Genomic DNA, 22,385 nt, shown 5'->3' on the forward strand with positions numbered 1-22,385 from the left:
TTATATCATACGATATTGAATAGGATAAATTTTATACCTCTTTGAAAAGAAGAATGCATGTTAAATGGAAATCCATTAAATGCATTCTTCTTTTTATATATTTAGATGATTCAATACTAAGTGTTAGTATCCTTCAACTACCATCAACATTTTTAATTGGCTACAGCAGCTGTTTTTCTTCTATGTTTGCCTACATTTTTTTCTAAATAGTAGAATAGAAGTTCTAGGAGTAAACAAATAATCCAATAGATAATCGCCGCAACGGAATACATTTCTAAGAAGTTGTAGCCTTGGTTCGCAATCATTTTGGAAATTGCCATAATTTCAACTACTTTTACCGCAAAAGCAAGTGAAGTTGATTTGATCAGGTTGATAAAGATATTCCCCATATTCGGCAATGCCATTTCAAACATTTGTGGGAAGATGACTCTTCTCAAACCTTGCCAAGTCGTCATTCCTACACTATGGCACGCTTCCATTTGTCCAACCGCAATTGAATTGATAGCTGCTCTAAAAATTTCCGTTGTATAAGCAGCTGCATTCATGGAATAAACCATAAACGCATACCACATGGGCGAAATATTGTCCGCATTCCACGTTGTTGTGAATGTTTTGTTCACCCAATCCAGTAATTCTGGTACGCCATAGAAAAATACATATAATTGTACGAGCAACGGGGTCCCCCGAATAAAAGATACATAGACAATTGTTAGCTGCTGAAGAAAAGGGACTTTATAAACACGCGTTAAAGCTAGTCCTAACCCAATAACAGAACCAATGATGATGGATACCGCCGCGATCGATAATGTAATGGGTACGCCTTTCAAAACCTCAGGAAAATGCTCGATCGCAAATTGTATGTTAAAAACTGTCATGTCGTTCCTCCCCTAAGATTTCGCTACATTTATACGTCCTTTTTTAAAGTGCTTCTCTAATTGATGAATAATCACTTCAATGAAAGCGCATGTTCCCCAATACACAATGGAAATGACTACATACACTTGGAACATACCTAAACCATAGTTATTCCCTATAATGATCCGGACTTGCCCCATGATATCTACCACACCAATAGTAAAAGCAAGCACTGTATCTTTTAACAACTCAATGATCGTATTGCCCATATTGGGTAAAGCCAAAACAAACGCTTGCGGCAAAATCACACGACGAAGAGCCTGCGAATAGGTCATTCCAACGCTATAGCAAGCCTCTAGCTGATCTTCTCCCACCGCAATATATGCTGAACGAATAACCTCTGCTAAATAAGCGGAAATATGTAGCGAAAATGTAGCGATTGCAAAGATCAATGGTGCAACATCATTAATATAGATCCCAAACGCTGATAATAATTGTGGCAAACCAAAATAGATTAGGAATAACTGAACGAGAAGAGGTGTACAACGTGAAAATGAAATAAAGATCGCTATTAGTTGATGCAATACAGGTATTTTGCGAATACGTATTACGGCAATCAAGGTACCAAGGAATAATCCCACCATTAGTGAAGCGACTAACATTAATAATGTTAATGGTAGTCGCGATAGCACTTGTTGAAACAACGTTCCCCACTCATGTATAGAAGAATCCATATGCTGCTCCCTTCTTGATAATTGATGAAACTAGTTTCCAAACTTATATTGTTTTTGATTGATATAATCTAAATCTTTAAAGATGTCGACATCGAACCATTTTGTAGCTAATTTAGATAATGTACCGTCTTCTTGAAGTTCCTTTGTTGCTTCGTTGATATCTTTTTGTATTTTTTCATTCTTTTTGTTATAGACGATATAAATAGGTTCCTTTGAAATGATCCCACCAACTTTAATATCTAAATTCAACTCTTTTTGTACTGTATTAAATGTTGAAACGTTTAGAAATACGGCATCATATTTTCCTTCAGCAAGACCTTTTAAATTATCCGCATTGGATGGTTGTTCGATTGTTTCGATCTTTACCGCTTTATCAGGATGTTGTTCATTATAATTATTTAAGATGGTTCGTAAACCGCCGCTTGGTGCCATTGGTGCTAATTTTTTACCTTTAAGATCTTCAAAGGTTTTAATATCGTTTGTATCTTTACGTGTAATAAGCGCTGTAAGTGAGTAACCATACTCTGGATCACCATATAAGAATTTTGCTTCACGTTCTGGATTTTTAAAGAACCAGTTGATCGCGAAGTCGAATTTATTTGTACTAACACCTATTAAATTACTTTCCTCTTCACCAAATTGGTATTTAAATTCATATTTTTCTCCTAATTTTTTCTCAATTTCGTTTAAATAATCAATGTCATAGCCAACTGCTTTGTTATTGTCATCTGTATATAAAAATGGAGGATTTACTTCATCGCTCAATGCTACTTTCACAATCTCTTTACCATTTTTCTCTTTCTCAGCGCCATCTGAAGAACTTGAAGAGCCACATGCTGCTAATAAACTCGCTGTCAACCCAAACGCCGCTACCAATATACCTAATTTTTTTAATTTCATGCTATTCATCTCCCTAACTAAATGTTATATTACAAATTCCGGTTCTTTATTTAATCGACGCAAAAACTGCTTCGTTCTTTCTTTTGTTGGATGAAGGATGACTTCTTCCGGCGTCCCCTCTTCTACGATATGACCACCTTCCATGAAGACCACATGATTAGACACTTCACGAGCAAAATCAATTTCATGTGTTACGATAATCATCGTAATCCCTTCGCGTGCAATTTTCTTCATCAAAGTTAGCACCTCGCCAACCATCTCCGGATCGAGTGCGGAAGTAGGTTCATCAAACAAAATGACATCTGGATTTAATGCTAAGGCTCGCGCTATTCCAACGCGTTGCTGTTGTCCACCAGATAAACTAGATGGAAATTCATCTCTTTTTTCAGATAAACCTACCTTTTTTAGAAGGCTTTCCGCTATTTGAATCGCTTCACTCTTCTTTTTCTTCTGTGAAACGATTAGACCCTCCGTTATATTTTCAAGCACTGTTTTATTTTGAAATAGATTGTAATTTTGAAAAACCATCGCTGTTTGCCTGCGAAGTTGGAGAATATCACGTTTTGAAGGTTTATGTGCATCAATAACGAGTTTTTCTCCAATTTGAATCGTCCCATGATCAGGCTTCTCCAAAAAATTAATACAACGTAAAAATGTCGTTTTTCCTGAACCTGATGGACCAATAATCGTTAAAACATCTCCCTTTTTAACTTTTAAATCAATCCCCTTTAATACTTCGTGATCTTTAAATTTCTTATATATACCATTCAGTTTAATCATGATGCAAGCCACCCCCCTAAAGCATTTATATAAAAGTTTTATTTTTTTTAAATATAACGATAATCTAACGCAACAATTCATACCTGTAAAGTATGTTTTGTTTTCCTTTTTCGTCACATTTATAGATTTTTTACACAATTACTTGTATTATAATTCTTATATAAAAACTAAGGATTGAGGGGCTGTAGAATGAGTGTACTAAAAAATTTTATTCAAAACAGTGAACAGCAACATGTTATCGATCAATTAAATTCATTAAAAGAAGCCATCCAACAACGTGGAGAATATGCCGATCGTGAAAACACATTTCCTTTAGATAATTTCAAAGATTTATCATCCATCCAATACAATCAATTAACCCTACCAAAAGAATACGGCGGTAAAGGCTTCGGTATTTACGACATGATTCTTTTTCAGGAAACTCTTGCAAGCTTTGACGGTGCGACCGCTCTTGCTATCGGCTGGCAACTTAGCGTGGTAGGAGAAATTTATGAAAAAAAAATATGGTCTGAAGAACATTTGAAGCAATTTGCAAAAGAAATTGTCAATGACCATGCACTTGTGAATCGTGCCGTTAGTGAAGCGATTACAGGAAGCCCTACACGAGGTGGACGTCCCGGCACAAATGCCGAACTCATTGATGGTAAATGGCATATTACTGGGCGAAAAAGCTTTACGACACTTTCTTATGCACTAACACACTTTTTAACGGCTGCTTGGATCGAAGAAAAAAATACAGTTGGCTTCTTTTTAATTCCTAGTCATACAGAGGGAGTTTCAATCGAAGAAAATTGGGATGTACTATCCATGCGTGGTACGGCAAGCCACGATCTAGTGCTAGATCATATCGTCTTGCCCAAAGATGCATTAGTAGAAATAAATGATGGTCCACGAGGCAACAACGTTAATGGCTGGGTATTGCATATTCCTGCCGTCTATTTAGGTATTGCACAGGCAGCTCGCGATTACGCACTGCATTTTGCAAACACTTATTCACCAAACAGTTTGCCTGGCCCTATAGCTGAACTACCGCATGTACAAGAAAAAATTGGATTAATCGAATTAAAATTACTGAATGCGCGTCATTTTCTATATAGCGTGGCAAGTAAGTTCGAGGATCCCGCTACCCATGCAACGATTACAGATGAATTAGGTGCAGCGAAATATATCGTTGTCAACAGCGCCATTGAAATTGTCGACCTTGCTATGCGGATTGTAGGTGCTAAAAGCTTGCAAACAAGCAACCCATTAAGTCGTTATTACCGAGATGTTCGCGCTGGTCTTCATAATCCACCGATGGATGATATGACGATTGCCAAGCTAGCAAAACGAGCACTTGGAGAAGCACATTAAAAATGTTGAGGTCCGTCTCTACAAGTGGATGAAATAGATTACTAAAATACTTGATCGTTTATTACACGATAACTTGTTTATAATGTTACAGATATTATAAAAATGTACATGACTAAATTCAATTTAGTGGCGTACATTTTTATTTTCTTTCATTTCTATTGAATTGCTAAATAGTTGAACGATAGTAATATTTCACAAATATATCACTTTATTTGAATTACAAATTATTAAACTTCTTCTCAATCTACAGTCATATTTACAGTTTCGCAAGTACATCATCGACGGAATGCCATTCATATTTGGATTCATCTAATACTTTTCCGCCAATTTTTATCTGAACATTTTTTATAAATTTCGCACCATAATATTCATAAGAATATTTTGTTTTATTATCTTCTAAAACGTCGACGAAAATCTTTGAATAACCCATTTTTTTAAAATGAATGAATAATTCTTTCATTAAGGCTCTTCCAATACCTATTCCTTGATATTCCTCTAACAAATAGATTGAGGTTAAATCACATGTGTTTTCTTCAATGTTTGTTTCTCTTTTCCACGCATCAGCAAAACCAACGATTTTTCCTTGTACATTTTCAACTATAATTACATAATTGTCTTCTCTAATTATGTTTTGTTTCCAAAGTTCTGTTCTATCTTCATAAGATAAACCATTTAAAAAATCATCTGGAATTATTCCCTTATAAGTCGTTTTCCAACTATCAACGTGAGCTTTAGCAATACCATCTGCATCCTCAATATTCGCTCTTCTAATTCCCACTCCATGCACACCCTGTCCTTATTATTTTTTATTATTGACCTTTTCTTGATAATAATTATTTTACATTATTTAACAATCAGAAAATTCCAACTACTATTAGACACCTCCAAGTAAAAATATCTCAGCCTATTTTGCAGACTTTATTCGCTCTCTTGGCGTCGTTATTCACTCCTTTTTTCAATTTTATTTGCTCTGACAAAAACTACACTATGATTTAGGAAAGATCTAAGTAATTTCGCCCTAATTTATCTATTTAAATTTTCATTGATTTTAACAGGATTATAAAGTAGAATCTAAATAAAACCTATAAAATTACTATGTTTTAAGAAAGAAGTGACTTTGATGACTTATTTAAATGATTTAGTTGATGATTTACATAACCAATTCGATGAAATCGTTCAGAATCGTCGTTATCTACATCAACATCCTGAATTATCATTTGAAGAAAAGGAAACACCCCAGTTTATCGCGACGCATCTACGAGAATATGATATTGAGGTACAAGAAAATATTGGAGGCCGTGGAGTAGTTGGTATTATCCATGGTGAGCATCCCGGAAAAACCATTGCATTACGAGCTGATTTCGATGCACTTCCTATCCACGATCAAAAAGATGTTCCTTATAAATCAACAGTATCTGGTATTATGCATGCATGTGGACATGATGGGCATACTGCTTCCCTACTTGCAGTCAGTAAAGTCCTACAAAAACATAAAGAATATTTACATGGGACGGTCAAAGTCATTTTCCAACATGCTGAGGAGAAACCACCTGGTGGAGCAAAATTTATGATTGAGGATGGCGTTTTAAATGACGTTGACTATGTTTTTGGGGCACATTTAGCGACTGAATTTCCGATTGGTAAACTTGCAACTCGTGCTGGGGCCTCAATGGCTTCTGTCGATGCATTTAAAGTCACGATTTTGGGCAAAGGTGGACATGGTGCAAGACCACATGAAACAAAAGATTCAATCGTTGCTATTACTCAACTCGTTCAACAGCTACAACAAATTGTCAGTCGTCGCATCAACCCAACAGAGGCGGCCGTTGTAACTGTTGGCAGTATACATGCAGGAAATGCATTTAACGTCATTGCAGATACAGCAGAATTAGAGGGTACCGTTCGTGCGTTGAATAAAGATGTTCGTGTGCAAATCGAGGAGGAAATTCGCGCTATTTTAGAGGGACTAAAAATAGCTAATCATGTTGATTATGATTTAGAATATTTACACGGCTACCCTGTACTGATCAACCCTGAAAAAGAAACGAGACTTGTCGAAAACTTAATCAAAAAGCAATTTGGACAAGATTCCTTTATCCATAAACAAGCAGTGCTCGGTGCAGAAGACTTTGCTTATTATTTACAAAAGCGTCCAGGTGCTTATTTCCATGTTGGCGCACATAATGACGATCCAGCTACTCAATTTCCACATCACCACCCTAATTTTGATTTTGATGAAAAAGCATTACTTAATATTGGAGCTACTTTTTTAAGTATTATTAATCATTACTTAATTGATATTGAAAAATAATGCAACATAGATTTAGAGAAAGTGAAACTTCATCCAGTGGGGGTTTCTTCATCCCCACTGGATGTTGGTTGAGCCATTCGAGCCTTTACAAACCATAGATTCCTCGCTTATCCTCAGCTTGTTACTTGCGTCTTAAATTGAGAGGCTTGATCCGTTAATGCAATGCATTAAGAGGAACTTCCCTCAAATCTATTCTTATTAGATTTTACAAAGATATGAATTGATCTGTGCGAATCCCTTTCCATAATGAATCTGCAAAGTCATCACTATGTAATTATTCCTTCTATCATAATGAAACTGCTTAGGAAAGAATGCTTAATATTGAATAAGCATTATATAAGAACACAAAAAAGAGGTGCAATTCATTTAGTTGCACCTCTTTTTAATATGGCGACACTTACTATGGTTGTGGGATAAACCAGTAATTGTCTTTATTATGTTTATCTATATAATCTTTAAATTCTTTTGAATTATAAGCATCTTTTACTGCTTTTGCCCATTTTGTATCTTTGTTCTTTTCGTCTACTACGGCAACTAATTCATAGTCTTTTACAACATCTTCTTGTAATAATGATTTTGTCGCATCAATGCCAGAAGAATATACAATACTTCCTGGTATTACACCATAATCGATATCTTGTAGTATACGAGGGATTTGAGCAGAATCCATTTCTTTAATCTCTAAATTATTTTTATTTTCAACAATATCTTTAGCTGTCGCATTAATTGGATCTACACCATCTTTGATTTTAATCCAACCAGCTTTTTGCAATATAGCATATGCGCGTGCTGCATTTGAAGGATCTTGTGGGATCGCAACAACATCACCCTTTTTTACATCATCTAAAGATGCTTTTTTACCTGGGAATAGCGCTGCTGGTACAGTTGGGATTGGTGTTAAAGATACTAGTTTTGAACCACTTTCTTTATTAAAATTATTCATATAAGCGGTATGTTGATCCACATTTAAGTCAACACCACCATCTGCTAATGCTACGTCTGCTTGTTGCAGATCTGTAAATTCAGTTTGTTTTACTTTAAAACCTTGTTTTTCTAGAATTGGTTTTACCACGTCTAAAAATAATTCACTATAAGGACCTGGTGAAGTACCAACTTTAATTGTTTTGGTTTCTTTACTTTCCTCCCCTTTATCCGAGCTGTTGTTGCCACAAGCAGCTAGAAAAACTACTAAAGACAATGTTAAAAATGCTGCAACTAGTTTTTTCATAAATGAGTCTCCTTATTGATGTCTAATTTTTTTAGCTAAGAAATTTCCAAAGCTTTGTATAATTTGTACAATCACGATCAAAATCACGACTGTCAAAATGATAACGACTGTATTAAAGCGTTGATAACCATATGAAATAGCTAGGTTACCAATACCTCCTCCACCTACTGTTCCTGCCATTGCGGTCGCCCCAATCAAACCAATTGTAGCTGTTGTTAGTGTTAAAATAATTGAGGCTAATGCCTCTGGTACTAGAAAATACCGGACAATTTGTAATGGCTTTGCACCAAGAGACTTGGCTAATTCAATTATTCCAGGGTTGACCTCTAATAGAGAAGTCTCTACTAATCGGGCAATAAAAGGTGCAATATATATAATCAAGGGTACAATAGCAGCTTCCGTCCCATATGTCTTTCCTACAATCAATCTTGTAAATGGAACAATAGCTACCAGTAAAATAATGAATGGCAGAGAACGAATAATATTAATGATCGTATTTAAAATGGCATAGAAAAATTTATTTTCTTTAATACCATTTGGTCTTGTTAATACCAGCAATAAAGCGAGTGGTAATCCTAACAATGTACCAATTAACAATGATACTGAAACCATATAAGCGGTTTCGATAATGGCTTGCCATATGATATCAGGTGTAACTTGGTTCATATACTCGCCTCCTCAACAATTACATTATGGCTTTGAATAAACTCTTTTATCCTCTTAATCCCCTGTTCATCTGTATAAAAGGCAATTGTAAAAATTCCTAATGTTGTGCCTTGTAATTCCGTTACATTAGCAAATACAATATTATTTTCAATATTGAATTTCTGGTTGATTTTATACAATAAAGAATCAGATGTATTGTTACCTAAAAATTTTAATCTTAATAATTGATAAGCTTTGGGACTATTTCGTAAATTCTCAACAATATTTTTTGGAATACTATTGGGAATAACAGTTTTTACAAAGTCCTTTGTTGTTGGCTGTTGAGGCGTACCAAAAACATCTATGACATTTCCTTTTTCGATTATTTGCCCATTTTCCATTACGGCTACTTTATGACATAGATCACGAATAACTTCCATCTCGTGTGTTATTAATAAAATGGTAATTTTAAATTGTTCGTTGACTCTTTTTAAAAGCTGTAAAATAGAAGTTGTCGTTTTAGGATCTAGTGCGGATGTTGCCTCATCGCACAATAAAATCTCAGGATTTGTGACAAGAGCTCTCGCTATGCCGACACGTTGTTTTTGACCTCCTGATAGTTGACTAGGATAATTTTTTTGCTTGTCTTCTAATCCGACAAAGGAGAGCATTTCTATTACTTTTTCTTTAATCTTTTCTCTGCTGTCGTTTTTCAATTTTAATGGTAGGGCAACATTATCAAAAACCGTTTTTGATTCCAATAAGTTAAAATGCTGAAAAACCATACTAATTTTTTTCTTATTTAAATTCTTTTCATTTGGTTTAAGCTGTTGTATATCTTGACCATCAACAATAACTTTTCCCGATGATGGCTCTTCCAAACCATTCACTAAGCGAATCAATGTACTTTTCCCCGCACCACTATAACCAATAACACCAAATATATCTCCTTTTTCAACCTTCAGGGAAACATCATTTAATGCTATGATTGTCTTTTTCTTTTGATGAAACTCTTTTACGATATGATCAAATTCTATCAAGATGTATCCCTCCGAAGAGAATAAAGTGAAACTCCATACAGTTGAGATTTTCTTTATCCTCCACTGTGTATTAGTTGAACCAATCGGCTTTTACAGGCTTGACCATCTATACTTATGAATAGTCAATATGTTCGATGCTCTATTTTAAATGCTAAATATTACTTAAAATAGCTGTAGAAACTCTAACACTATTATAAATATATTTCTTATCATTTAACTATGAATTAATGAAATAAATTATAGCAATTATATTTTCGTAAATCAATAGCTTATTCAACCATTCTTTTAAAAATTGCAACTAAAAAGTCTTGATTTTTTAAAATTTGAGTCAAATATATTAAAAACATAAGTGATTGTAGTTCATGACATCTATCAATCTATTTACAATACACTCCCTCCCAATCCCATTAAACATAAAAGATTACAAATTACGATCATTTCGCTCAAATCTAGTTTAAGATAAAATAAGAGGACCAACTTCATCTACTACTTAGTTGAACCAATGATCTCAGTGGCAATTAAACCCAACTCTCCATCGTTTTTTCTCTCATCTTGGTGGAGGTCGTTAAGAACCATAATATCGCTATAAATATTTATCTTTTCTTTCATTTTATAAACCAAGCCAGCTATTTTTATTATGTTTTTGGAGATGAATTGACCTTTTTCAATGACTTCACATCTTGTGTGAGAATCTTGCTACCTATTAATGTGAGATAAAGGAGGGATCTGTTTGGATATTTTAAAAGTGCATCAGTTTTTTCCGTTTTTTGAAAGTCCTACAATCGCATTTATTCAGAAAACCATTCCAAAAGATACGGTTATTTTCAATGAAGGAGATGAATGTGGAACAGTTGCCTTTTTGTTAAGCGGTTCCATCCGTATATCTAAGATTGGAAAAAATGGGAGAGAGATTGTGTTATATCGGTTAGGCAGTGGAGATTCGTGTATTTTAACGATTTCCAGTGTATTGGCTAATATTTCTTATCCTGCAACAGCCGTTGTAGAAGAAGATGCAGAAGCCATCTTATTATCTGTTCAACAGTTCAAAGAGTTGATGACTATCAATCCTGAATTTCAACAATATATTTATAAACTACTAGCAGCACGACTACTTGAAGTGATGACACTGGTCGATGAGATTGTTTTTCACAAGATGGATGAACGGTTAATCGAATATTTGTTAAGACACAGTAAAAATGATGAAGATATTATCGAAATCACACATGAAGAATTAGCCTCTCAACTTGGATCAGTGCGAGAGGTCATCAGCAGGCTTCTTAAGGGATTTGAACGAGATGGATTGATCCAGCTTTCGCGCGGCAAAGTGAAAATCATGCACCGCTCAGGTTTGGAAGAAAAATTGTCTAGTTATTGACAATGTGACTAAGTCACTGAAGAAAACAGCTTTTTTATCTATGATAAAGGTAGAAAAAATAAAGGAGTTGTTTACTTTGAAAGCAAATGTGGGAACAACCGATCGGATTGTAAGGATTGTGTTAGGTCTTATTGTACTATCTTTATTTTTCATTTTAGATGGTGGATGGAAGTACATTGGTTTAGTAGGTATCGTTCTTTTGCTTACAGCATTCATTAAATTTTGCCCATTATATACTCTATTCGGAATAAATACCTGTTCAAATAAAAAATAATGAAGGATTAAGAAGTGCCTATCTGGTGCTTCTTATTTTTTTATAACAAGAGTCATTCCGTACATGTTTTTATATATTTACCACATAGATCGCAAAATTACTATCCTCCGCTGACCATCTAACTATAAAATGAAGCTTCAGACTGAATTCTGCAATGTGTATTCTTGAAAACGAATCGGTCTTTTACAGACAATTGATCCCCTGTTTATTACTTGTGCCTTGTAGCAGAATTCTCACTGTTTCATGTGCACAGGTCTGCCGCCAATTCTCCTCAAAAAATATCTATTCCTACCTAACAGCAAAATATATTGTCCTTCAAAGGAAGTACGAAATTTCAGATGTGCTGATCCGGACAAGATCAGGAACTATATGGATTATGGTCGTGAAAACCTCATATTTACTTCATCTTATCCGTTTGTGATATGTATTATAATGGATAAAATTAAATAATATTACATGATAATAGTTATCAATAATCCCTTTACAAATAAAAAGATTAATAGTACACTATCCTTAACTTTCCTAAAGGAAACTTTATTTTATAAAAGAAAAAGTAAAGTACGAAAGAAACTTTTTGTCTTTAAAGAAAGTAAATATCTGTACCTTACTTACATCGTGACTATTACTAAAACTATTTTAAAAAGGAGCTTGTTTAGAAAATTTCATAATTCCTAGGAGTTGCTTCTATCTTTGCCATCACTTAAATCATTCCAAGGAATTTATCATCTGAGTATGTCTTTAAATGATTAAAAATACGATTATTAGGAGGTAATACGAATGTTAGAAGTCAAAAATATCACCGTTACATATGACGGTTTATCCAATGCAGTCGATGATGTATCTTTTCGTATTGATCAACCATCTTTAGTGGGAATCCTTGGACCAAATGGTGCAGGAAAATCAACGATGATCAAGGGAATTTTAAAATTGATTCCCAGTCAGGGAGAAACTTTTTACAATAATTCTCCTCTTAAAAAAGTACAGAAAAAAATTGCCTATGTTGAACAAAAGAGCGCTATCGATTACACCTTTCCGATCACCGTGAAGGAATGTGTTTCTTTAGGTCTCTATCCCTCCAAAAAAGTGTTTCAAAAAATTAGTACAGCCGATTGGAAACAAGTAGATGTAGCATTGGAAAAAGTTCGAATGCTGGAGTACAAAAACAAGCAAATTGGAGAGTTATCTGGAGGGCAATTTCAGAGGGTTTTAATCGCTCGAACGCTGATCCAACGTGCAGATTTGATTTTTTTAGATGAACCATTTGTTGGCATCGATGCAACCAGTGAAAAGATCATTATGAATATTCTTTATGGTTTTAGAAATCTAGGGAAAACAATTATGATTGTTCATCATGATTTGAGCAAAGTTGAACAGTACTTCGATCAACTCGTGATTATCGATAAACGCCTGATCGCTTGCGGCGCTACAAAAGATGTATTCACAGAAGAAAATCTAATTAGAGCTTATGGCAGCTCCATTATTGTGAAAGGCAGTGAAAAACAATGTTTACCAAATTTATAGATGGGTTAATAGAGTATCACTTTCTCCAAAATGCACTTGTCACAGCGACGGTCATTGGAATTGTCTCTGGTGCAGTTGGATGTTTCATCATTTTAAGAGGTATGTCGTTAATGGGAGATGCCATTTCACATGCCGTATTACCCGGTGTTGCTGTTTCTTATATTTTGGGGATGAACTTTTTTATAGGTGCCATTGCTTTCGGATTACTGGCCTCTATTATCATCACCTTTATCTCGAATAACAGTACGATCAAAAATGATACCGCTATTGGGATTACCTTTAGTTCGTTCCTAGCATTAGGGGTCATACTGATTGGTGTTGCCAACAGTTCGACCGACTTATTCCATATTCTGTTTGGGAACGTATTGGCCGTACAAGATTTTGATAAGTGGCTAACAATTGGTATTTCAGTTCTCGTTCTTGCCATTATCGCTATTTTCTTCAAACAACTATTGATTACATCATTTGATCCTATGATGGCAAAAGCATTTGGCATGAACGTCAACGCATACCACTATTTATTGATGATTTTACTAACACTTGTTTCTGTTACTGCTATGCAGAGCGTAGGGACTATTTTAATCGTTGCCATGCTTATTACACCAGCAGCTACTGCTTATTTATATACAAAACGTTTAAGTTCAATGATTCTCCTATCATCCTTATTAGGAGGAGCTACATCTGTCATAGGATTATTTATCGGTTATTCATTTAACATTGCGGCTGGCTCAAGCATTGTGATTACATCAGCCATCGTATTTTTGATCAGTTTCTTTATCTCTCCAAAACAACAAATTTTAAGAAAGAAGGTTTTAAGTGTATGAGTATATTCAAAAAATCTACATTTTTCGTTAGTATCGTTATGACCGCACTTTTTCTATTAGCTGGATGTGGAACAAAAGATGGGAAAAGTGCGAATGATTCATCCAAAAACGAGAAGTTAAACGTTGTTGTCACAAATTCAATTCTTTGGGATATGACTAGAAACATTGCAGGAGATAAGATTAACCTACACAGTATTGTACCAGTCGGAAAAGACCCACATGAATATGAGCCGCTTCCTGAGGATATCCAAAAATCAACTGACGCAGACCTGATCTTCTTTAATGGTCTTAATCTTGAAACAGGCGGAAATGCATGGTTCACAAAATTAATGGAAAATGCCAATAAAAAAGAAAACAAAGATTATTATGCTGTAAGTGAAGGTGTAGAGGCATTACATTTAGAAGGAAAAGGCGAGGAAGGAAAAGAGGATCCACATGCTTGGTTGAATTTAGAAAACGGTATGATCTATGCACAAAATATCGAAAAATATTTATCGGAAAAGGACCCTGATAACAAAGAATTTTACAAGAAAAATTTGAAAGAGTACGTTGCAAAACTGACTGAGTTAGACAATACCGCAAAAGGAAAATTTGACTCCATCCCTGATAGTAAGAAAATGATCGTCACAAGTGAAGGGTGCTTCAAATATTTTTCAAAAGCCTATCATGTACCATCTGCTTATATCTGGGAAATCAATACGGAAGAAGAAGGAACACCCGATCAAATCAAAAATCTTGTAGATAAATTAAAGAAAACAGATGTCCAATCACTATTCGTCGAAAGTAGTGTAGACGACCGACCAATGAAGATGGTAGCGAAAGACACTGACATTCCAATCTATGCAAAAATCTTTACAGACTCCATTGCAGAAAAAGGGAATGATGGCGATAGCTATTACTCTATGATGAAATGGAATTTAGATCATATTTACAAAGGTTTAGCAAAATAAGTATAGATGAATCAATTTCATAATGTAAAATTCAGATAAAAAATACAAACATTTTAAGTCAACATGAATATTAATATTCAGAAATTTTTGTTCCGCTCCAGACGGCGCTTTCCACGGGCTTGGCTTCAATCTCCTCGGGTCGACACGACGTTGGCCCCGAAGCCGTTGCCACAGGACGTGGCGGACTTAGGCTTTGTTCCTTAAAACGTTCCTGCGGGGCTTTTAGCTCAAGCTTTTCCCGTAGGAGTCGCCGTCTTCCGCTCCACAACTATAAAATTAGCTATTATTAAATGTTCGTATTTTTTAAGAAGAAAATGATTTATGAAATTGATTCAGATATGATACATTACCAAAATATTATTCTTATAAAAAGATAATATTCTCTAAAAACGTCCTCCGCTTGCAAGCATTTGAAGCGGAGGTTTTTTATATACTTTTTAAAGTATTTTGTCTTCACCTATTTCACTCATGTTTAAGAAATATTTTTTGGGGAAATACATATAATAAATTAACGATATTTAATAATCATTAATTAATGAAATTGACTTATCATTAATTTATTTTTATACTGGAGGTGAAAGGAGTGATATTGATGACAGTTGCTATTTATAAGGAAACCAAAAGAGACATTGATCAAGCTTATCTCAATAATAATATCGCCAAAATTGAAAAAGAAACGAGTTTTATCTTAAACCAATTAATTGTAACAATGTTAAGTCTCTGTAAAAGTCGTATAAAAGGTATTTCAATTGAACCTTTCACTTTCAAATCACCCTATATTTTATCGCAAGAAAATCAGCAAGAATTATCAACCTGGCTAGATCGGATCCATGGATTGATACTCCCTATTTCAGATTTAGAACTGGGAAAACTAATCATTGATTTAGCCAATTGGTATGACAAACTAGGTGGTAAAGAAATTCACTTTGAATATCAAGAAAGTTATCTTCTTACACCAAGAGAAGCTGCTGAACAATTGGGAATTTCCACAGTTACACTTAATAAATATGTGAAACAAGGATTCGAATGTACAAATACCACAAGTCATCACAAAATTCCAAAACATGCAGTAGCCATATGGAAAGATCCCGTTTATGCGATAAAAATGCAAATGATTGCGCAAAAAAGAAAGTTACAACATCAATCTCCTGAAAAACGTATTAATGAAATTAATCAAGAATTACTAGAATTCCAGAAAAAATATAAAGCCAAAAATCCACAAGACGCATTTAATGGATATGATATAGATGGAATAGATGATCCTAGTGAATATTATGAATGGCGAGATTTAGAAGAAGAAAAAGACTTTTTACTTTCAAAACTAATCGAGGATTCCCGCACGAGCCTTGACTAAAAAAGTATCTGAAACTCTTCTTCCAGCTGACATTTCTAACATTCTCAATCAATATGGTCATTTACTTCAATCATATTCCAATTTAAAAGAACGAGATTCTATCTTTTCTAGCTATAAACGTACGTCAAATAAACTATCCGTTTTATTTCCATTAAAGGAACATCCAATTCATGGAATTACAGGTTTGCAAGCTACTGAGAAATATGATGACAATGGTTATGTAAAAGAATATCACTATCAATGGAAAGTGCTTGTTCCAAAGTATGGAATCATTTATAGTCATATTTCTGCATGGGAAAATGAACCTCATGATCATCCAAGTACACCCGAAGAATATAAGGTAAATTCCGAACCACATCATCATCACCATGTGCCTTACAATCGACACCAAAGAAAAGATAACTACGATATCCACTCATTAGAATCTGCCTTTGCTTTTATCGCAAAATATATTGAAAGTGGAGAAGAATATAAACCATAGTCTTTTAGTGATAAAGTAATATAGTTGTGACTAAGCCTCTCAAAAATTTAGTCTTATGATTGAGATTGCAATTCAGCAATAGGATCATGTGACTGTCTCTAACTTCAACTTTTATGATAAATATCAGATATAGCAATGATATATTTTTTAAATGTGATGATTAACACCATAGTTAATATTTTTTCATTTTGACCATGCGAATGAAGTGAAAGGGATGTTTTATATGAATATTACTGTATTTTACGGAAGTTCTCGAGAAAATAGCAATAGCTCGTTATTAGCGAATAAGGTATTAAATGGACTGAATTTCGAAGCGGTTCATTTGCAAAATATGAAGATTGTCCCAATTGAAGATAAACGGCATGATCTCGAAGGATTTTCATTACCTGATGATGATTATGATCAAATCATTCAGCAGATTTTAAAAAGCGATATTATTGTCTTTGCTACACCTATTTATTGGTATAGTATGAGCGGCACGATGAAAGTCATGATTGACCGCTTAAGCCAAGCTATTCGTGACGAACGCTACCCACAATTAACAGAGCACTTAAGAACAGTAAAAGCAATCGTATTAGCTGTAGGCGGAGACAATCCAAAAATAAAAGGATTGCCTATGATTCAACAATTCCAATACATTTTTGAGTTTCTAGGTACATCATTTGAACATTATATTCTAGCTGAAGGCAACCGTCCCGGCGATGTACTATCAAACTCAAGAGTATTGAGTGAGGTAAAATGGCTCAATGGATGGCTACAATCTTTGGTGAATCAAACACGTCATTAAGTAGTTTCCTAAACACCTTGTTGTTAATGACTTTGCTACCAAAATAGAAACAAACAGTTGTTATAATCATGCTTTATTACTGAAGATGACCATCTTTTCCCTCACAATTCTTATCCATACAGATATAGCCTACTGTCATCTTGATCGATAGTAGGCTATTTAAACAGTACGAGTATCCAATTGTTCCAACTTTTGTTTCGAAGCGTTCAAATAATAATCTAAAACAAGCTTATCTGGAGGACTAATATTTATCGGAAGCTCTTTTAAACTAAAAAATTTTAAATCAATCGCCTCATCTTCATCATTTTGCAATTTCCCCGTATATTTTCTACACGTATAGGCGAAAAGAAACTGGTAAGCCAAATCATTCAACAAGTGATTTCAGCAGAACAATTTAAAAAAGCAATATATCAATATGTTAAAACCATGAATCAAAAAGATCCTATCGTTAAAGGAAAAGAACAAAAACGAAAAGGAGCCGTTTAAAGTGGAGGACTCTTCTTCCTTATAACTCTTTTTCAACAACATTGCCATCTTTATCTAAGCTAAATTCGTACTTCGATGTTGTCAATACTTGTCCTATGCCACCCATTAAATTTAACTGTTCTTTAATCGTAGCATGCTGTTGTCGCTTTCGATAGACAGGATCTACATCATTCGTATCAAAGAAAACAGGTGCGTCTTTTGGCAAATTAATATGTCCTGTTTCATCTACAACGTACTCCACTTTATTGAATGTAATCTTTTCTCCTGGTTTATAACCAATATCAAACAAATTTTCTTTCATAAAGGCGTCCCTTTGCCCTTGTACTTGATATTGCGGATAGATAGCTCCATCTTCTCGTAGATAATGTGTAAATGTACGTTCATCTGTTTTTACTGTAAACCAGCCTGGTTGTATACCCACGCTACCTAATAACTGCAAATTTTCTTCCTTTGAAAAATTCGATGCAAAGTAACCTGCTGTTGAGGTCAAGTCGTCAAAGAATGTAGCTAATCTCTCAGCACCCGAATTATCCGTATATACTTGTGATGAACCGACACCAATTGCATTACCTATTTCACCATAAGCAACACCCACATGCGAGCCACCAAAGTTTGTTAAAATAGTTGATGTTCCATTCGATGATACACGATAATAATTACCCGCTTTTATTTCCAAAACATTATTAACAGCCCGTAATTCCTTGATTTCTTTTCCATCTATAGATTTTAGTGACTGGATTGCTTGATTGCCTACAACATTTAACTTCGATGTGACAGCCTGTTTTGCGGCAAGTTGCTTTTTACTGGCTGCTGATATTTCAATCGTATCGAGTTGTCCTAGTCTTTTTAGCGTATTGCTCGATATAGAATTGTATTTGCTGAGTTGTGCCAATGAAGAAAGTTTGTCTGTCTTAGATGTTCGATTGTTCAGCAATACCTGCATTAATGCTAAATCTTGAATTTTCATCCTCATCAACTCCTATTTACTGTGGAAGAACGGGGTAGTAATAAGAAAAAGTAATTTTCGGTGTTAAGCTATATGTTTTATTTATACTTGAAACATTTCCACCGAGTTGTACGCTCCAAATACTATGAAATTTTTTATTCAGACTACTGCTAGGATCACTACTTATCGGTACATTAGCTACCCATGTATAACTTGCTGTGCTGATCCAAGAAGAATCTGATTGTAATTTTAATTTTCTTGTTTCACTTGTCGCTGAATTAACTTTTGTACCATCAAAGGTAACTTTATAGACAACAGCTTTTTCAGGAACTTCTGTAATATGACTTAAATTATATGTGTCTGTCGCTATTTTAATAGTTGTTGTTAGTGTTAAAGGATTTACTGCTTTATATTGATAACTAGCAACAGAATAGTTTGGGCTTCCGATTGTGAAACGATATTCTCCACTCGCCCCTGCTGCATTAGATACTTTCACATAATATGTACCTTCACTTTGAATTTGGACATAATGTGGTTTAGCACCTAAAAAATTAGGGTCTTTAGAAACCTCTTCATTAAATATACGATTAAAATACTCATCATGAACTTCAAACTTTAAAACCCCAAGTGTTGGATTGATTGCAAGAATCGTTTCTAAATTAGCTGGCAAATTAACTTTATACCAATCTACATCATTAGAATCTTCAACATTTCCAACTAAAACTTTTTGGCTTGTATTATTCCCTACAATTGTTTGAGATGGATTATGATTGTTTCTCTCAATTTGTTGAGCTTCGTTTGAAATGTTATTTGGTTCCACTTCATCAATTACTGTCGCAGATGCTTTAACACCTGAAACGGTTACAGAAAAGAAAAAAACTAAGAAAATTGCATAAATTTTTTCAATTTAATTCCTCCTCATGATCAAATTGGCTTTCATATTATAAATCGGCAAATAAATATATATATTTATAAAATTTCCTATTTTTTATAAATGCTTTTATAAATCAATTTTTAACATTTAATAGAATTAATTTGGTTGATGGCTTTCCATTCAGAATAATGACACAAGCTCCAACCACGATCGGTGGTTCCATCCCCAGTTTTCTTCATAAACCCATAATATAGCACATGACAATCTTCCACTTTTTACATATGGTATTTTTTCTTCTAATGAACCTGTATTGAATATACGCAGAATTTTGTCCTTCAAAGCGTTCATAGAAAAATCCAACCACTATTCGAAAATTCTCTCGTTTACTCTAAGTCCTTTTTTGCAAAATGGATGATTATAACTCATTTATTCGCTAAAATAGCATCTTTTTAAATATTCTTGTTAATGCTCTTTGTGATTCAATAGCATTCATAATTTATCCCCATAGTGATTCAAACCAATTCTATAAATCTTACTATATTGAAAAGATTTATAACCAGTTCAGCAACAAAGTGATTAAAGCACTTTGAATTAATACTATTATTATAAAAGTTTTCCATTCATTTTTATCACTGCTTCTTTTTATTAGATAAGTCCAGGTTATAAAATTAATTATTAGCACTACTATTAATACTACTAGAAAAGTAAAAAGAAAGGGCGCTTTTATCGTTATCATATATTTTTTCCTCTCTTATGTAAACGTAAACTCACGGCACTCTACTACAGCCTTTTCAACAGAATATTATTTATATTTGATAAACACCAATCCTACTGCAATCAACGATAATATAATTAAAATAGCACTGAAAAATTTCTTCATCGAAACCTTCGATGGTGAACCTTTTTCTTTATCGACAGCGAAAAAACACATGTTACTTCTCTGGTCAGTGTAATATTGAATGTTGAAATTAATCCATAGTGAGCTTGCCATCCACAAAAGATCCTTTTTTCTCTAATAGACATCGAACCTGTTCAAAATGATGCAGGTCATGTTCTATCTGTCCTCTAAAATACCTTTGCAAAGTGTATTTGCTACTACCTATATAAAATTCTTTACACCAAAGATGATCCTCTAAATTGATGATCGCTGTAATAAGGTTTCTTCTAATTTTTATAAATTCGGCACTCGTCACTTCTATAGCTTTTTTTCTACTTAGAATTGCCGATTCTGCATTTACTTCATTGGTGTTTGGCGCTTTCGGCAGCTCTTTCTCTCCAAAAATATATGGTAAACGTTGATAAAGAACAAATGTATCCCACACTTTAAAATGACCAATTATTTCTGCAATTGTCCATTTATCCTTTTGGATAGGGGTCCTCCAAACAATCTCGGATAAATTCTCTAATTTCTTCACCCATTCAATTGTTTTAAAATAGTGAGCCACTATTTCTTCCTTCATCTTAAGCAATAATTTTCCTTCCTCCTATCCTGAAAAAACTTTATTAAAATATTATTTTTTCACTTCATAGTGCAATTCAACAAATTGATTGAAGGTATTAGTCCCTTTCAATATAAGATCTAGCTCTTCATCCTCCTCATGAAATAATGGGATTCCTTGCCCAAGTATCGTTGGAGCAATTGTTATGATGAATTCATCCATGAATTTATTTTGGATAAAAGTGTGTAACAACTCTCCCCCACCAACCATCCATATTTTCTTGCCATGTTGTCCTTTTAATTTAGTTATAAGTTTAGTTAAATCATCACCATGAACAAACTTTACATCTTCCGTATCTTCGATAGAATTTCTCGTAAAAACGTAGCATTCTTTACCTTTATAAGGAAATCCTTTTAAGTCCTGCTTCATTATCCAATCGTAAGTTCTTCTTCCCATTAAAATCGTATCCACTGTTTCATAAAAATCAGAAAATCCGTTATCCCCGTCGCCTTCTACTTTAAATAACCAATCAAGTGACTCATTTTTGGTAGCAATATAACCATCTAGACTTGCAGCAATAAACGCTACTATATTTCGTTTCTGATTCATAACTGAATTCCTCCCTTATATTCGTTTAGAATAAACAATCATCGTCGCAGGTATAGAAGTAATCATTACACAAAATAGAACTATTAATACTTGTGTGGCAGTAAGCGATAATGGGCCAAGCGATCCCGTAACTAAAAATAGGATCAGTATCGTCCCAAATAATACAAAATAATTTACACTCATGCTTTTTCCAATAATCTCACTTGTCCGTTCATCCCTCGGAAATAAATGTGGCGATAAATAAGCCATCATCAATGAACTGGTTCCTAAAAACAAACTCATCATACCATCTGGAAAGCGAAGATGTAGGATATCATCATAGTTGATATAAGTCCCTACTCCCGTTAATAATACACCTACAAATAGATATATCATCTGATTTTCACGTGCTTTTTTCATCCCTCATCTCCCCTCCTCGTATATAAATAAATCTTCCATTTGGCATTGGAAAATACTTGCTAATTTGAAAGCGGGTATAATAGAAGGATTATATCGTCCTCTTTCTAAAGAAATAATCGTTTGTCTTGATACACCTAACTTTTCTGCCAACTGATCTTGTGTTAAAACATTTTGAACTCTGAACTCCTTTATACGGTTTTTCATGTAGTCACCCCACTAA

General features: G+C 34.2%; 24 protein-coding genes. 10 read left to right on the plus strand and 14 right to left on the minus strand.

Annotated features, from left to right (window positions below):
- Positions 1–152 precede the first annotated feature (152 nt).
- The 4 genes from FEZ13_RS13880 to FEZ13_RS13895 are packed head-to-tail and all read right to left on the minus strand — an operon-like array spanning position 153 to position 3,269.
- Positions 153–875: an amino acid ABC transporter permease gene (locus FEZ13_RS13880; protein WP_146553179.1), complete on the minus strand. Its 723-nt coding sequence runs from the start codon at positions 873–875 to the stop codon at positions 153–155.
- Between the two features lie 12 nt (positions 876–887).
- Positions 888–1,589 (minus strand): amino acid ABC transporter permease, encoded by a 702-nt coding sequence (locus FEZ13_RS13885; protein ID WP_146553180.1) that lies wholly within the window; start codon positions 1,587–1,589, stop codon positions 888–890.
- Positions 1,590–1,619: 30 nt separating this feature from the next.
- The gene (locus FEZ13_RS13890) at positions 1,620–2,489 is read right to left on the minus strand and encodes a transporter substrate-binding domain-containing protein (RefSeq protein WP_146553181.1); all 870 of its coding nucleotides are present in this window, start codon (positions 2,487–2,489) and stop codon (positions 1,620–1,622) included.
- Between the two features lie 24 nt (positions 2,490–2,513).
- Entirely contained in the window at positions 2,514–3,269 is a 756-nt protein-coding gene (locus tag FEZ13_RS13895) for an amino acid ABC transporter ATP-binding protein (protein WP_146553182.1), read from the minus strand.
- 189 nt (positions 3,270–3,458) lie between these two features.
- Here FEZ13_RS13895 and FEZ13_RS13900 point away from each other — a divergent pair, with 189 nt between their 5' ends.
- Complete coding sequence (locus FEZ13_RS13900) at positions 3,459–4,622, plus strand: acyl-CoA dehydrogenase family protein (protein ID WP_146553183.1); 1,164 nt, start codon at positions 3,459–3,461, stop codon at positions 4,620–4,622.
- A gap of 256 nt (positions 4,623–4,878) precedes the next feature.
- Here FEZ13_RS13900 and FEZ13_RS13905 read toward each other — a convergent pair whose 3' ends face one another.
- Positions 4,879–5,400: a GNAT family N-acetyltransferase gene (locus tag FEZ13_RS13905; RefSeq protein WP_146553184.1), complete on the minus strand. Its 522-nt coding sequence runs from the start codon at positions 5,398–5,400 to the stop codon at positions 4,879–4,881.
- Between the two features lie 342 nt (positions 5,401–5,742).
- Between FEZ13_RS13905 and FEZ13_RS13910 the strand changes: the two genes are divergently transcribed.
- On the plus strand, positions 5,743–6,933 hold the full coding sequence (locus FEZ13_RS13910) for a M20 metallopeptidase family protein (protein WP_146553185.1): 1,191 nt from the start codon (positions 5,743–5,745) through the stop codon (positions 6,931–6,933).
- A 400-nt stretch (positions 6,934–7,333) separates the two neighbouring features.
- Here FEZ13_RS13910 and FEZ13_RS13915 read toward each other — a convergent pair whose 3' ends face one another.
- From FEZ13_RS13915 to FEZ13_RS13925, 3 genes are read right to left on the minus strand one after another with little or no spacing between them, the layout of a single operon-like run.
- Positions 7,334–8,161, minus strand: coding sequence for a MetQ/NlpA family ABC transporter substrate-binding protein (locus FEZ13_RS13915; protein WP_146553186.1), 828 nt, complete (start codon positions 8,159–8,161; stop codon positions 7,334–7,336).
- Positions 8,162–8,173: 12 nt separating this feature from the next.
- Positions 8,174–8,827 (minus strand): methionine ABC transporter permease, encoded by a 654-nt coding sequence (locus tag FEZ13_RS13920; RefSeq protein ID WP_146547713.1) that lies wholly within the window; start codon positions 8,825–8,827, stop codon positions 8,174–8,176.
- The gene (locus tag FEZ13_RS13925) at positions 8,824–9,846 is read right to left on the minus strand and encodes a methionine ABC transporter ATP-binding protein (RefSeq protein WP_146547712.1); all 1,023 of its coding nucleotides are present in this window, start codon (positions 9,844–9,846) and stop codon (positions 8,824–8,826) included. The genes FEZ13_RS13920 and FEZ13_RS13925 overlap by 4 nt, the downstream gene beginning before the upstream one ends.
- A 730-nt stretch (positions 9,847–10,576) precedes the next feature.
- Between FEZ13_RS13925 and FEZ13_RS13930 the strand changes: the two genes are divergently transcribed.
- The 8 genes from FEZ13_RS13930 to FEZ13_RS13965 all read left to right on the plus strand — a co-directional run bounded on the left by FEZ13_RS13930 (position 10,577) and on the right by FEZ13_RS13965 (position 17,412).
- On the plus strand, positions 10,577–11,221 hold the full coding sequence (locus tag FEZ13_RS13930; protein ID WP_255473180.1) for a Crp/Fnr family transcriptional regulator: 645 nt from the start codon (positions 10,577–10,579) through the stop codon (positions 11,219–11,221).
- 76 nt (positions 11,222–11,297) lie between these two features.
- A complete protein-coding gene (locus FEZ13_RS13935; protein WP_146553188.1) occupies positions 11,298–11,495 on the plus strand; it encodes a YgaP family membrane protein in 198 nt (65 codons plus the stop codon).
- Between the two features lie 777 nt (positions 11,496–12,272).
- Positions 12,273–13,016, plus strand: coding sequence for a metal ABC transporter ATP-binding protein (locus tag FEZ13_RS13940; RefSeq protein ID WP_146553189.1), 744 nt, complete (start codon positions 12,273–12,275; stop codon positions 13,014–13,016).
- A complete protein-coding gene (locus tag FEZ13_RS13945; protein ID WP_146547708.1) occupies positions 12,998–13,840 on the plus strand; it encodes a metal ABC transporter permease in 843 nt (280 codons plus the stop codon). The genes FEZ13_RS13940 and FEZ13_RS13945 overlap by 19 nt, the downstream gene beginning before the upstream one ends.
- Positions 13,837–14,790, plus strand: a complete 954-nt coding sequence (locus FEZ13_RS13950; RefSeq protein ID WP_186725929.1) for a metal ABC transporter substrate-binding protein — start codon at positions 13,837–13,839, stop codon at positions 14,788–14,790. The genes FEZ13_RS13945 and FEZ13_RS13950 overlap by 4 nt, the downstream gene beginning before the upstream one ends.
- 592 nt (positions 14,791–15,382) lie before the next feature.
- Entirely contained in the window at positions 15,383–16,144 is a 762-nt protein-coding gene (locus tag FEZ13_RS13955) for a MerR family transcriptional regulator (RefSeq protein WP_146553190.1), read from the plus strand.
- Positions 16,137–16,625 carry a DUF6516 family protein gene (locus FEZ13_RS13960; RefSeq protein ID WP_146553191.1) on the plus strand — a complete coding sequence of 163 codons (489 nt, stop codon included), beginning with the start codon at positions 16,137–16,139 and terminating at the stop codon, positions 16,623–16,625. Before FEZ13_RS13955 ends, FEZ13_RS13960 begins: the two co-directional genes overlap by 8 nt.
- Positions 16,626–16,848: 223 nt before the next feature.
- The gene (locus FEZ13_RS13965) at positions 16,849–17,412 is read left to right on the plus strand and encodes a flavodoxin family protein (protein WP_146553192.1); all 564 of its coding nucleotides are present in this window, start codon (positions 16,849–16,851) and stop codon (positions 17,410–17,412) included.
- A gap of 505 nt (positions 17,413–17,917) precedes the next feature.
- Here the strand turns inward: FEZ13_RS13965 and FEZ13_RS13970 are convergent.
- From FEZ13_RS13970 to FEZ13_RS13995, 6 genes are all read right to left on the minus strand, one after another.
- Positions 17,918–18,865, minus strand: a complete 948-nt coding sequence (locus FEZ13_RS13970) for a hypothetical protein (protein WP_146553193.1) — start codon at positions 18,863–18,865, stop codon at positions 17,918–17,920.
- Positions 18,866–18,881: 16 nt separating this feature from the next.
- The gene (locus tag FEZ13_RS13975) at positions 18,882–19,664 is read right to left on the minus strand and encodes a beta-propeller fold lactonase family protein (protein WP_146553194.1); all 783 of its coding nucleotides are present in this window, start codon (positions 19,662–19,664) and stop codon (positions 18,882–18,884) included.
- 1,022 nt (positions 19,665–20,686) lie between these two features.
- Positions 20,687–21,178, minus strand: a complete 492-nt coding sequence (locus FEZ13_RS13980) for a DinB family protein (RefSeq protein ID WP_255473203.1) — start codon at positions 21,176–21,178, stop codon at positions 20,687–20,689.
- A 51-nt stretch (positions 21,179–21,229) separates the two neighbouring features.
- A complete protein-coding gene (locus tag FEZ13_RS13985; protein ID WP_146553196.1) occupies positions 21,230–21,766 on the minus strand; it encodes a dihydrofolate reductase family protein in 537 nt (178 codons plus the stop codon).
- Positions 21,767–21,781: 15 nt separating this feature from the next.
- Positions 21,782–22,165, minus strand: coding sequence for a hypothetical protein (locus tag FEZ13_RS13990; protein ID WP_146547702.1), 384 nt, complete (start codon positions 22,163–22,165; stop codon positions 21,782–21,784).
- 3 nt (positions 22,166–22,168) lie between these two features.
- The gene (locus FEZ13_RS13995; protein ID WP_146553197.1) at positions 22,169–22,369 is read right to left on the minus strand and encodes a helix-turn-helix transcriptional regulator; all 201 of its coding nucleotides are present in this window, start codon (positions 22,367–22,369) and stop codon (positions 22,169–22,171) included.
- Between the last annotated feature and the right edge of the window lie 16 nt (positions 22,370–22,385).

The organism is Rummeliibacillus sp. SL167, from assembly GCF_007896505.1.
In the GTDB taxonomy this organism is placed as follows: domain Bacteria; phylum Bacillota; class Bacilli; order Bacillales_A; family Planococcaceae; genus Rummeliibacillus; species Rummeliibacillus suwonensis.